This window comes from Brevibacillus reuszeri (genome assembly GCF_002897295.1).
Classification (GTDB): domain Bacteria; phylum Bacillota; class Bacilli; order Brevibacillales; family Brevibacillaceae; genus Brevibacillus; species Brevibacillus reuszeri_A.
Genome location: NZ_BEXF01000008.1, coordinates 207857 through 219982, shown reverse-complemented (window position 1 = coordinate 219982; position 12126 = coordinate 207857). Strand labels below are relative to the sequence as shown.

Annotated in this window: 11 protein-coding genes; 3 read left to right on the top strand and 8 right to left on the bottom strand. The window is 48.7% G+C overall.

What is annotated here, in order from left to right; genetic code table 11:
- Window position 1: 1 nt before the first annotated feature.
- Window positions 2-1462 (bottom strand): replication initiation and membrane attachment family protein, encoded by a 1461-nt coding sequence (locus tag C3B52_RS15230; RefSeq protein WP_103107129.1) that lies wholly within the window; start codon window positions 1460-1462, stop codon window positions 2-4.
- A gap of 159 nt (window positions 1463-1621) precedes the next feature.
- Window positions 1622-2110, bottom strand: a complete 489-nt coding sequence (gene nrdR, locus C3B52_RS15225) for a transcriptional regulator NrdR (RefSeq protein WP_103107127.1) — start codon at window positions 2108-2110, stop codon at window positions 1622-1624.
- 137 nt (window positions 2111-2247) lie between these two features.
- On the opposite strand from nrdR, the gene C3B52_RS15220 reads away from it, so the two are divergent.
- Window positions 2248-3378, top strand: a complete 1131-nt coding sequence (locus C3B52_RS15220) for an HD-GYP domain-containing protein (RefSeq protein WP_103107126.1) — start codon at window positions 2248-2250, stop codon at window positions 3376-3378.
- 62 nt (window positions 3379-3440) lie between these two features.
- On the opposite strand, the gene C3B52_RS15215 is transcribed toward C3B52_RS15220, so the two are convergent.
- The 5 genes from C3B52_RS15215 to polA all read right to left on the bottom strand — a co-directional run bounded on the left by C3B52_RS15215 (window position 3441) and on the right by polA (window position 9403).
- Window positions 3441-4487 (bottom strand): glyceraldehyde-3-phosphate dehydrogenase, encoded by a 1047-nt coding sequence (locus C3B52_RS15215; RefSeq protein WP_103107124.1) that lies wholly within the window; start codon window positions 4485-4487, stop codon window positions 3441-3443.
- 194 nt (window positions 4488-4681) lie between these two features.
- On the bottom strand, window positions 4682-5245 hold the full coding sequence (locus tag C3B52_RS15210; protein ID WP_103107122.1) for a lytic transglycosylase domain-containing protein: 564 nt from the start codon (window positions 5243-5245) through the stop codon (window positions 4682-4684).
- The gene (coaE, locus tag C3B52_RS15205) at window positions 5242-5850 is read right to left on the bottom strand and encodes a dephospho-CoA kinase (RefSeq protein WP_164684791.1); all 609 of its coding nucleotides are present in this window, start codon (window positions 5848-5850) and stop codon (window positions 5242-5244) included. Before coaE ends, C3B52_RS15210 begins: the two co-directional genes overlap by 4 nt.
- 23 nt (window positions 5851-5873) lie before the next feature.
- Window positions 5874-6701 carry a DNA-formamidopyrimidine glycosylase gene (gene mutM, locus C3B52_RS15200; protein WP_103107118.1) on the bottom strand — a complete coding sequence of 276 codons (828 nt, stop codon included), beginning with the start codon at window positions 6699-6701 and terminating at the stop codon, window positions 5874-5876.
- A 47-nt stretch (window positions 6702-6748) separates the two neighbouring features.
- Window positions 6749-9403, bottom strand: a complete 2655-nt coding sequence (gene polA / locus C3B52_RS15195) for a DNA polymerase I (RefSeq protein ID WP_103107116.1) — start codon at window positions 9401-9403, stop codon at window positions 6749-6751.
- Between the two features lie 141 nt (window positions 9404-9544).
- On the opposite strand from polA, the gene C3B52_RS15190 reads away from it, so the two are divergent.
- Complete coding sequence (locus C3B52_RS15190) at window positions 9545-10327, top strand: divergent polysaccharide deacetylase family protein (protein WP_103107114.1); 783 nt, start codon at window positions 9545-9547, stop codon at window positions 10325-10327.
- Here the strand turns inward: C3B52_RS15190 and C3B52_RS15185 are convergent.
- Complete coding sequence (locus C3B52_RS15185) at window positions 10304-11041, bottom strand: N-acetylmuramoyl-L-alanine amidase family protein (RefSeq protein ID WP_103107112.1); 738 nt, start codon at window positions 11039-11041, stop codon at window positions 10304-10306. The genes C3B52_RS15190 and C3B52_RS15185 overlap by 24 nt on opposite strands.
- Before the next feature lie 125 nt (window positions 11042-11166).
- On the opposite strand from C3B52_RS15185, the gene C3B52_RS15180 reads away from it, so the two are divergent.
- A complete protein-coding gene (locus C3B52_RS15180; RefSeq protein WP_103107110.1) occupies window positions 11167-12117 on the top strand; it encodes a DMT family transporter in 951 nt (316 codons plus the stop codon).
- The last annotated feature ends 9 nt before the right edge of the window (window positions 12118-12126 follow it).

Below are 12126 nucleotides of genomic sequence, written 5' to 3'. Positions count from 1 at the left end.
CTCACCCTCCCTTCTGTTTTTTGCGTAACATTTCTAGCATCTTGCTCAGCTCAGGATCATCCGATATGAGTTTACCTTTTGAAGATTCATTCGTGCTATTCGCGCTGCTCTCTTGCGCCAATTGCCACTCAACTGACGCCGGCAGCTTGTCTTGCAGAACAGCCCGTCCATTCCTGCGCGCAGGAGCAGATTCCCTCTTGCTGCCTTTTGCTTTTTCCTGCGTCTGTGCGCGCTGATCAGCCCGATCCAGGATTTGCTTCACAGCCTCATCCACCGTAGCGATTCGTTTTGCTTTCCAGCTATCGCGAATCGTCTCCATATACGCTTTCGGCAATTCCATCTGCATGCTGGCAAGCGTGTGCAGGATCAGAGCATTCACGACCTCAGGCTGCAGCCCGTCCGCAAATACGAGCGTTTCTGCGCGATCCAGAAACACCTTGCTGACTCTACCACCCACTATCCGTTCCAACAAGCCAAGCGGAGACAGCAGTCGGCATGCTCGGACAAAGGCTTCACTGCCTGGCTCAGGCAATTTGCCTGGCCCCCACTCATCCTCACTAGCTGCTGTGGCGGCAGGGGTATTGCGATAGAGCTTGTCCTCTGTGTAGCGCTGCATCAACCGCTTGCGCAGCACTTCCCCATCCAGACTTCGATCTGCCTTGTACAACGTCCAGTCGCGCAGCTCCTGTCCCATCCCCCAGCTGTCAAGCTGATAGAAATGGCACAGCTGATACAATAGCTCCATGCTGCTGCCATCCAGTACCTTGGCAGAATCGGCATTGTCCGGCAAATAAAGGCGCAGGGAGGATACGCTCAACGGATGGTTCACCTGTGCCTCGTAGTTCGATTGGAGAGCTGCTTGTGGGAAGCTCGTCTCCATTTCTGTCAAAAACCGTTCACGCTCAGAGCCCTTCTTCACTTCTAATTCAGACGGCTTCAAGGATTGGAAAACTTCATGAAAATCTTTCGTGACATTTTCGACAATGGAATATTCCTGCTCCAGCTGATTCCCGACCACGTCAGCGTATAGCTGCCGCAACTGCTGGAAGCGAATATTCTCGATCTTATTTAGCAGCATCAACGATAGCACATAATCAGCAAAAAACTCACTCGGAGTAAGCGGCGGCTTCACCAAATATTCGTAGTAGTAATCGCGCTGCTGATTTTCGCGGCGGCGTACCTCTAAAAGTCCCATCGCCTCCAATCGTTCACGCGCATCCAAAAGACGATCCAACGACAGGGAGGTGGTGAGCATCAGGCTGCGATGAGTTCCTTCCGTTGACGCGGCACTGATTTCCTGTACACCATGGACGAGCAGCTGATAGAGCGAATACGACTCGACGCCGATGATCGGCAAATACAGCTGTGTAACAAAGCCCGTTTCGGCAAAGCTGATCGGCCTCACTATTCGCACCACATAACGATCCTTTGGCAACAATTCGTTCCATACTAAACGACGCATCGGCTCTTTCCTTCCTGACAAATCTCGATTCTCTTATTATAGCATGAGCACTCTACAATCGCTTTCGAATTCAATTGAAAAGCCAAAGAAGCTCCTGCGAATGGTTCGCGAGAGCAAGGCAGGCACAAATATGGATATGGACAACCAGTGAGCCACTCCTTACTCCTTAGGCGGAAAGAGCGAATGGCTGTTGCGAGCTTGAGCCAAAAGCTCCTCTAGCTCCTTCATGAATACATTAATATCCTTGAACTGACGATAAACAGAGGCAAATCGAACATAAGCTACTTCATCTACATGGTACAAACGCTCCATGACCTTTTCCCCGACATCGTTGCTCGGGATCTCCGCTTGTCCGCAGCTGCGCAGCTCTTTTTCGATATCGTTCACGACATGCTCCAACACTTCCAGCGGAACAGGCCGCTTTTCACATGCGCGAACCAAGCCCCGCAAAATCTTGTCCCGATTGAACTCTTCGCGGGTGCCATCTTTTTTCACGATTAATAGAGGCGTCTCCTCTACCATTTCAAATGTAGTGAAACGACGTTCACATTCTTCACACTCGCGCCGACGACGAATGGATTTATTATTATTGAAGGGACGCGAATCTAGTACTCTAGTCCCATTATACTCGCAGAATGGACAACGCATATTTAAATCAACTCCAATGCCTACGATACTTGTCTACAGTGTCCCTCATCTTCCCTTCATAAGTCAAGTCAATCCTTGTACCTATTTAAAGCATAAGTCGAATGGAGTACAATATGGGTACTGTTGGAGGGATTGGAATGCGTTTAGTATCTTTAAGACATGTCCAGCCAGGTATGAAGCTGGGCCGCACCGTCTTCACAGAAGACGGCAAAGTATTGCTAGGAGTCGGGATGCTCCTCACTGAGCGCCTGATTGGGGGACTGGAGCGTTCTGGCATTGATTCCGTCTACATCGATGATCCCCGTACGGCAGATATCGTGGTCGAAGAGGTCATCCGTCCGCAAACCAGACAAGTCGCTGTGGAAGCAATCGAAAAGACAATCAAGCAGATCACCAACTCAAACAAATTGGCTCGGAAAATTTCGTTAAAAGAAATGGGCCTTCACTTTCAACGTGCCTTCAGCTCCATTCTAGACGACCTGATGCTAAACAAGCAAATGGTTGGGCATCTGACAACGATCTCTACGCACTCGCCATCGTTGTATCATCACTCTGTCAACGTAGCTGTACTGGCAACTGCAGTAGGTATGTCAATGGGCTACAATCGGACACAGCTGATGCAGCTCGGTATTGGCGCCATGCTGCATGACATCGGGAAAGTCAGTTTACCAGAAGAACTGGTTCAAAAGAAAGAGCGTTGGACAGAAGAAGAGCGGGAAATCGCAAAACAGCATACCACGCTCGGCTTTAATTTGCTACGAAAGCAGCATGACATCTCGCTCCTGTCTGCTCATGTCTGTTTGCAGCACCACGAGCGGCTAAATGGCAGTGGCTATCCCCAAGGTCTCTCGGGTAAACAAATTCATGAGTACGCGCAGATCGTAGGTATTTGCGACATATATGATTCCCTGACGTCCCCACGCCCGTGGAGAAAGCGCTACATGCCACAGGACGCGCTCGAATATTTACTCGGTTCAGGCGGTCATTTGTTCGAGCACACGCTGGTCAATGCATTTATTAAGCATATCGCCATTTTCCCAATCGGAAGCAGCGTCGTCCTGAACACAGGAGAAATCGGAGTCGTTTACAAAGTTGATCCCGACTATTCCCATCGACCAACCGTACGGATTTTGAAGGATGGTAGAGGCAACGACGTTCACACTCCGTTCGACTTGAATTTAAAAGAAAATATTAAGCTGTTTATTGTCGGCTTTGAAGATGACGAATTATTTAGTCTAGGCGGTATGGATGAGTTTACTCCGTCCTGATCGCAAAAAAAATCCCCCATTGCGCTTTTGCAAGGGGGATTTTTCGTGCTGCTACGATTATATTAGTTTACACCAGCAGCTGCAGCTTCTTTTTGAGTGGATTGATTGTGCATCTCGGATACGTGACGCACCAGATCAACTACGCGGCAGGAATAGCCCCACTCGTTATCGTACCAAGCAATTACTTTCACTTGGTTCGTACCCATCACCATTGTAGACAGTGCATCAATGATGGAGGAATTGTCATTGCCGATAAAGTCGCTCGATACGAGTGGCTCTTCGCAGAATTCAATGTAGCCCTTCATGCTGCCTTCACTTGCTTCACGCAGTACACGATTCACTTCTTCTACAGTTACTGGCTTCTTGGTGTTTACAACCAGGTCCACAACAGAAACGTTAGGAGTAGGTACACGCAGCGAGAAGCCATTGAGCTTGCCGTTCAGCTCAGGCAATACTTTCCCTACCGCACGAGCTGCACCAGTCGTAGTCGGGATGATGGATTCGCCAGCTGCACGAGCACGACGCAGGTCTTTATGTGGATTGTCGATGTTTACTTGGTCATTTGTGAGCGAGTGAATCGTTGTCATCAAGCCTTGCTCGATTCCGAATGCATCGTTCAACACTTTTGCCACTGGAGCGAGGCAGTTGGTTGTGCAGGAAGCATTGGATACGATGTGATGATTAGCATGCTCATAGATGCCTTCGTTTACACCCATAACGATCGTTGCATCTTCTTCTTTCGCAGGTGCAGTGATGACCACTTTTTTCGCACCGCTTTGCAAATGCTTGCCAGCACCTTCGCGATCTTTGAATTTACCTGTTGCTTCCACAACGATTTCTACGCCAAGCTCTCCCCAAGGAAGCTTGAGCGGATCACGATCAGATAATACTAGAGTAGGTTTGCCATCTACGATGATCTTGTTGTCTTGTACTTCCACTTTATTCTGCAGGCGTCCATGAATCGTGTCGTACTTCAACAAATGGGCAAGCGTTTCCGCTGGATAGCTGGCGTTGATTGCAACGATTTCAATGTTGGGGTCTTGAACAGCGCGGCGGAATACCATGCGTCCAATACGGCCGAAACCATTAATAGCTATTTTGATTGTCATATAGAAACCCCTTTCGCAATTAAGTTACGCTTATCTGTTATCTTCATTATAATAAGTATGACACAATTATCAATGTGTTTTACTGAAAAATAAATATTTGGACGATTTACCCCTGCTATTTTACTCATTGTGTTTTCCTTTAGGTTGTCCATCATCGGACAAAAGCCGCTCTCTTGGAAGTAGAGAAGCGGCTTTTAGTGTAATTGAAAGTCATAAATATTTTTGTAACGATCATGATAATAAAGGACGCGTTGTACGTACAAGCGTGTCTCTCCGAACGGAATATCCTCAATCGTATCCCTTCTGCCATTCCATTGCTCTGCCTGAAGCCAGCCGCTTACTTTTCCGGGGCCAGCGTTGTACGCAGCAATGACCTTGGTAATATCGCCCTCGTAGCGTGCAAGCAAAAAATTCAAGTACCACGTGCCAATCTCGATATTCATGACCGGATCATACAAGTATTGATTATCCTTTGGGCGCAGGTTAGCCTGCCCCACGATCCATTCAGCCGTATCTGGCATGATTTGCATCAAGCCTACTGCTCCCTTTTTCGAGACACGATCTGTTTTAAACCCACTCTCTGAACGGATCACTGCCAAAATCAGGTGAGGATCTACCTGAAATTTTTGAGATGCCCGTACAATTTCATTTTGAAATTTGATCGGATACATCCACTTCCAGATTAAGGGCGTATTGAGCAGCAAAAAAACACTCATTAAAACAAGCAAAATAACCGCTGCTCTGTGGCGTGATTTCATGATCTATGCTCCGAACGAATTACTGTCAACAATTCCTCTACCTGGCGCTGCGTTTCTTCACGAGACTGGGAATTATCAATCAAAAAGTCAGCTTCGAGCTTTTTTTGATCAATCGGAAATTGCGCCCGCAGCCGTTTCTTTGCCTGCTCCTCATCCAGTTCATCCCGTTCCATCATTCGCGCTAGCTGCATGTCACTTGGCGCATAGACAACAACAATTTTCTCCACTAAATACTGCAGCTTGCTCTCGTATAAAAGTGGAATGTCCATGAACACGATCTGTGCTCCATTCGCTTCCGCCGCTTCCGCTTCTTGCCTCATGACACGCCGCACCTCGGGATGGACAATGGCATTCAGTTTTTGACGCTCGGCCTCGTCTGAAAATACGACTTCGCCCAGTTTTTTACGATCAAGCTGTCCGTCTTCCAGCAAAATATCTCGGCCAAAGTGGCGAACAATCGCTTCGTATGCAGGCTTTCCCGGCTCTACAACCTCGCGAGCAATCTGGTCTGCATCGATTACTGGGATGCCACGTTCTCTGAGCATCGCTGTCACTGTGCTTTTTCCTGTAGCAATTCCGCCCGTTAATCCTAATATCATGTTCATCCTCCTCTCCCGATAGCACTTGATTACTTTTTCTGGCAAAGGGGGCAAATATGTGTCCCTCTACCGCCTACGACAAAGCGGATTATCTCTGTCCCACAATTGACACAAGGCTCATCTTTTCTGCCGTACACCAAAAGTGATTGCTGAAACATGCCCATCTCGCCTTGTCCGTTCACATAAGACTTGATGGAGCTTCCCCCCTGCTCAACTGCTTCAGAGAGCGTCGCCACAATACTTTCGTGCAGGCGAATGACTTGTTTGCCGTTCAGCTTGCCAGCAGGACGCTCAGGATGAATCCCCGCTTTAAAGAGAGACTCGTCCACATAAATATTCCCCAGCCCGACAATACATTCCTGGTTCAAAAGAAGTGGTTTAATTTTTGTTGGACGCCCTTTTAACAGCTGCTTTAAAACATCAGCTGTAAAGCTATCCTCAAGGGGCTCCACGCCAAGCTTTGCGAGCGGTCCCGTGCTCGTCTCCATCCCCCGCGGGTACAAATCCATCGTGCCAAACTGGCGAACATCGCGATAGCGCAGCTCGGTCTTGTCGGTAAAATGAAAAATAACGTGGGTATGCTTTTCGATCGGCTCATCGTGCTGATACAAGCCATAGCGCCCTTCCATTCGCAAATGGGAGATGAGTACATCCTGATCGAGATAAAATTGAATGAACTTCGCACGACGTGTAATATCCTGGATGGTTTGTCCAGCAAGCTGTGCCTTGAATGCCTCCACATCATCCGGCGTGCGAATGATGCGGGGCAAAAGGACACTGACTCGCTCGATTGTTTTCCCCAGTACCAGCCCTCTTAGTGTCCGAACGACGGTTTCCACCTCAGGCAATTCTGGCATGCGGCCTCCTCCTCTCGCTGTCTGAATCTATCTATTTTCGTGCAGGCTTATTTCGCCTCATACCAGCTACGTCCATAATTGACGTCCACCTTGAGTGGCACATTCAGCGCAAGAGCGCTCTCCATAACTTCCGGCACCAGCTTTTGCATGATCTCCAGCTCATTTTCCGGAACCTCGAAGACCAATTCATCGTGTACCTGCAACAGCATGCGGCTTGCCAGTCCTTTTTCAACCAGCGCCTCCTGCATGCGAATCATCGCCAGCTTGATAACATCTGCTGCGGTACCTTGAATCGGCGTGTTCATGGCTGTACGCTCGGCAAAGGAACGGAGGTTGAAATTGCTGCTGCGAATATCTGGCAGGTAGCGTCTGCGATTCAGCAACGTCGTCACATAGCCGTCCTGCTTGGCCTCTTTCACGATTTCTTCCATCCACTGCTTCACGCCAGCAAATACGTCAAAGTAACGCTCGATGAAGTCTCCCGCTTCCTTTCGCGTAATGTTCAGGTTCTGCGACAATCCGTAGTCACTGATTCCGTACACGATTCCAAAGTTAACCGCCTTTGCCTGGCGACGCATCAAGGAAGTCACATCACCCTCGCTGACGCCAAACACATCCATCGCTGTGCGCGTGTGAATATCCATGCCCTTGCGGAAGGCATCAATCAAATTCTCGTCACCAGAAATGTGCGCCAAAATACGCAGCTCGATCTGGGAGTAGTCAGCTGCAAGCATGTACCAGCCATCCTCTGACGGGATAAACGCCTCGCGAATCTTTCTGCCTTCCTCCATTCGAATCGGGATGTTTTGCAGGTTAGGATCTGTACTGGACAACCGTCCCGTAGCTGTTGTCGCTTGATTGTAGAGCGTATGCACCTTGCTTGTCTTCGTGTGAATCTCTTTGGTCAAGCCTTCAATATAAGTCGAACGCAGCTTGCCGAGCTGACGGAATGTAAGAATGGCATCGATGATCGGATGATACGGCGCCAGCTTTTCCAAAACGTCCGCACTTGTGGATGGACCCGTCTTTGTTTTTTTCAATACAGGCAGTGCGAGCCGGTCAAATAAGATCTCGCCCAATTGCTTCGGTGAATTGATGTTAAAAGGCTCTCCGCCTGCCAGCTCATAAATTTGCGTGGTCAACCCCGCCAGCTTCTTATCCAGCTCCTCGCCCATCTGCTCCAGACGCTCTCGATTGACCTTGACGCCCTGTTTCTCCATGAGAGCGAGTACCATACTAAGTGGTGCCTCCAAATCGTTTAGAAGCGCACCCATCTCATTTTCTGCGAGCTGCTCGCGAAGGACAGGCACACTTTGCCAAACAGCAGCAGCTTTATGCGCCACATGCTCACTCAGTACGTCTGTTTCTGGCACGAGTCGTTTTGCACCCTTGCCGTATACGTCTTCATCTGGTCGCACTCTGACACTCGTGTACTGGCTTGCGATGCTGTCCAGCGTATGATTGCTTTCTGTTGCATTCAAAAGGTATGACGCAAGATAAACATCGAAGCTGATACCGCCAACAGGCAGCTCATGCCAAGCCAGCCCAACCGTGTCACGCTTGCCGTCAAATACCCATTTTTCCTTGGATGCATCGGCAAGCCATGTACCGAGTGCCTTCCACTCCTTGGCCACATCCCACGGCACGTACAGAGTCGTCCCTTCCGCTGCGATGCCAAAGCCAAGAATTGGCGCATGGTGATAATTTTCTCCATCCATCTCGACGTAAACAGCCATCGGGGAGGTCAGCTTTTCCGTATATTTTTCTGCTGTTTCTTCGGTGACGATTTCAAAAGCAAACGGCTTTGCCTCACCTGCCTGTCCATTCTCATCCATGGCTTGCTCCACTTTGATTTTGGAGAGCAGTGATTTGAATTCCATTTTCTTGAAAAAATCACTGAGCAATAAGCCATCGTAGCCTGCGTAACCAGTCTCTTGTACATCGAGCTCGACAGGAGCCTCTCGCAAAATAGTCGCCAATGCTTTGCTCATGTTTGCCTTGTCGACATTTTCACGCAGGTTCTCTTGCAGCTTTTTCCCAGAGACACGATCTACGTTCGCCAAGACCTCTTCAACTGAACCGTATTCATGCAAAAGCTTCAGGGCTGTTTTCTCCCCGACTCCCGGCACACCTGGAATATTGTCAGAGGAATCGCCCATCAAACCTTTTAAATCGATAATTTGCAGCGGCTTCAAGCCGTATTTTTCATGAATTTCTTCGGGGGTGTACAGCTCAATTTCGCTTACTCCCTTGCGCGTCAACGCAACAGAAACATGGTCCGAAACGAGCTGGAGCATGTCCTTGTCACCTGTGATGACAGTCGTCTTCCATTGCTTTTGGTCTGCTTCCTTCGTCAGCGTGCCAATAATATCGTCCGCCTCGTAGCCTTCCAGCTCAAAGCGTTTAATCGAAAAGGCGTCCAAAAGCTCCCGAATCAGCGGAAACTGTTCAGAAAGCTCAGGTGGGGTTTTGCTGCGCCCTCCTTTGTACTCGGCATACTCGGTATGGCGAAATACGACTTTCCCTGCATCAAACGCAACCATGATATGCGTAGGCTTCATTTCCTCCAGCACTTTTAAAAGCATGGTAGTAAAACCCAGCACGGCGTTGGTATGCAATCCCGCTGAAGTGGACAGCAAAGGAAGCGCATAAAACGCCCGGTTGGCAACGCTGTTTCCATCAATTAATACAAAATGACTCAAGGAATCCGACCCCTCTCGTTACAAAACTACTATATTTAATCGTAACATAGGGGAATCATGTAAGCCAAGTCCGTGAATAGGTGGGTAAAGAATGGATCGCTTGAACAGACTAAGAAAAAATTGGACAAGGAGGGCGATCATATGTATTGGAGGAAATTACTTGCGTTAGCAGCCGTTCTTCTATTTGTGTCTACCAGTCACACCAGTGCAGCTACAATCTCTTCTCAGCAGGAAACCCCACCGAAAAAAGTGGTTGCTTTTGTCATCGACGATTTCGGCAACAATATGTCTGGCACTGCAGAAATTTTGGCGCTGCCTGTACCGCTCACCGTCGCTGTCATGCCGTTTTTGCCAAGCACCAAGCAGGATGCCGAGCTCGCCCATCAAAAGGGGCATGACGTTTTCGTACACATGCCCATGGAGCCAGTAAAGGGGAAGCGCTCATGGCTTGGTCCAGGTGCGATTACGACCGACCTCTCTGATGAGGAAATACGCAGTCGGGTCCAAAAGGCAATCGATGATGTCCCACACGCCATCGGGATGAACAATCATATGGGCTCAAAGGTAACCGCTGACGAGCGGATCATGCGCATCATCATGAGTGTGGTCAAAGAGCGCGGGTTGATATACTTGGACAGCCGCACCACTGATAAGAGCGTTGCTTCCAAAATTGCCACAGAGATGGGCGTACCCCACACCGAAAACCAAATCTTTCTCGACGATGTATATTCGGTCCCACACATTACCCAGCAAATGGAAAAAATATGCAAACGAATTGGTACACATCCGATCTGTGTGGCGATAGGACATGTCGGTCCTCCGGGCAAGAAAACAGCCTCCGTTCTGCGGCAGTATATCCCGCGCATTCAGAAGGAGGCCGAATTCGTCACGATCTCAAAATTAGTTAACCAATCCGTTCGCTAGATTTTGCCACCAGCTTTCTTCAGCAACTGCCTCCATTTTCAGATTCCCCGTCAAGATAACGTATTCGCTCACGGCTTCCGTAATGGCCTGGGCGATTTTTTCTTGTCCTTTCGGGTCCGTCAAAAGCTGCCGGTCTGCCGCATTGCTTATAAAGCCCATCTCCACAATGACTGAGGGACAGTAGTTATGCCGCAGCACGTAATACGTCTTGCCCTTTACTGGCTTGTCTTTGCTTCCCGCCAGACGGTTCAACGAGCTCTGCAAAAGATCAGCAAGCATGTAGCCCTGCTCATTGCTTTGATACAGGATGACTGGACCACGTCGCCCTGAATCGGAGGACCAGTTTACATGCAGGCTGAGCATCACCTGCGGAACCATTTCCTTGGCGAGATTTTTGCGTTGGGCGAGATCACGAAGATGCCTGGAGCGGCTGTGCAGCCACCGATTATCGTCACTAAGGGCAATGTCTTCTTCCCGATTCAGGGCTACACTGTAGCCAACATCTGTCAATTGCTGATACAAGCGCTTGGCAACCTGCAGATTAATGTCCTTTTCGTAGAGGTTGCCAAAAGATGTGCCGGAATCTACACCTCCATGGCCAACGTCAATTAAAATGTGAATCGGAGTAAGCGGTATTGCCTGACTCTTACTAGGAAAACAAACGAAAACGAGTATAAGCATGGCAATGAGGTAAGTTGTGTATAGGTATCTCATGCCTGTAGGATTTCCTGTTTGAAAAAAAACCTTTCAATCAGCTGGTTACGCATAACATTGTGAATTTTTCACCTGAACGGTACAATAGAGTCCATCGTGAATTATCAGCACAAGAAGGTGTACACATGGAAAAGTCATTGGAAAAACCGTTGTTTCCTCCGTATCTGGCATTGCTCATCGGTGTGATTGCGATATCGACATCCGCTATTTTTGTAAAGCTATCGAATGCACCAGCGCCGATTATCGCAACGTATCGTCTTGTTTTCTCGGTAGTGCTGACATTGCCGTTCCTATTTTGGAATCGCGGGGCACTCGGTGAAATCGTAAAAATGCCAAAAAAAGTGTGGCTACTCTGTCTATTGTCAGGTGCCTTTTTAGCCAGTCACTTCCTGCTGTGGTTTGAGTCACTCAACTACACATCAGTAGCCAGCTCAACCGTTCTGGTTACCCTGCAGCCATTATTTGCGTTTATTGGAGGCTATTTCTTTTTTGGGGAAAAGGTTCGCTTGTTGGCTCTGACAGGGGGTCTACTTGCCATCGTAGGGAGCTTTGTCATTGGGTGGGGTGATTTTCAGGTAGGTGGGATGGCCTTGCTGGGTGATGCTCTGGCCCTGATGGGTGCTGCCACGGTGACCGGTTATTGGCTGGTCGGGCAATACGTCCGTCAGCATATGTCATCGTTTGCGTACACACTCGTTGTCTATTCTGCCACAAGCTTGATCCTCGTTGCATACGATCTTGTTTTGGGCTACCCGTTAATTGGGTATCCTGCTTCTGACTGGGGTTGGTTCTTCTGTCTCGCTCTTTTTCCAACCTTGCTCGGTCACTCGATATTCAACTGGATTATCAAGTGGCTAAACACCACTACGATTTCTATGGGAATTCTGGGAGAACCGATTGGAACAGCGATTCTGGCGTACTTTATCCTCGGGGAAGTCGTCACAATACCGCAATGGATTGGTGGTCTCATCATTATCGCAGGGATTTATTTGTTCATTCGATACAATCAAACCCCCAAAGGAGTGAACACTGTTGAATCAGAATCAGCAGCCGCCTCGCCGGAAAAGCTTGCGTGAGTTCATAAA

Excerpts from the sequence above, each read along its gene's own strand:
- C3B52_RS15210 (WP_103107122.1), bottom strand. The coding sequence starts at position 5,245 with ATGAAATCACGCCACAGAGCAGCGGTTATTTTGCTTGTTTTAATGAGT.
- C3B52_RS15215 (WP_103107124.1), bottom strand. The coding sequence starts at position 4,487 with ATGACAATCAAAATAGCTATTAATGGTTTCGGCCGTATTGGACGCATG.
- C3B52_RS15220 (WP_103107126.1), top strand. The coding sequence starts at position 2,248 with ATGCGTTTAGTATCTTTAAGACATGTCCAGCCAGGTATGAAGCTGGGC.
- C3B52_RS15185 (WP_103107112.1), bottom strand. The coding sequence starts at position 11,041 with ATGAGATACCTATACACAACTTACCTCATTGCCATGCTTATACTCGTT.
- C3B52_RS15190 (WP_103107114.1), top strand. The coding sequence starts at position 9,545 with ATGTATTGGAGGAAATTACTTGCGTTAGCAGCCGTTCTTCTATTTGTG.
- coaE (WP_164684791.1), bottom strand. The coding sequence starts at position 5,850 with ATGAACATGATATTAGGATTAACGGGCGGAATTGCTACAGGAAAAAGC.
- mutM (WP_103107118.1), bottom strand. The coding sequence starts at position 6,701 with ATGCCAGAATTGCCTGAGGTGGAAACCGTCGTTCGGACACTAAGAGGG.
- C3B52_RS15230 (WP_103107129.1), bottom strand. The coding sequence starts at position 1,462 with ATGCGTCGTTTAGTATGGAACGAATTGTTGCCAAAGGATCGTTATGTG.
- C3B52_RS15180 (WP_103107110.1), top strand. The coding sequence starts at position 11,167 with ATGGAAAAGTCATTGGAAAAACCGTTGTTTCCTCCGTATCTGGCATTG.
- nrdR (WP_103107127.1), bottom strand. The coding sequence starts at position 2,110 with ATGCGTTGTCCATTCTGCGAGTATAATGGGACTAGAGTACTAGATTCG.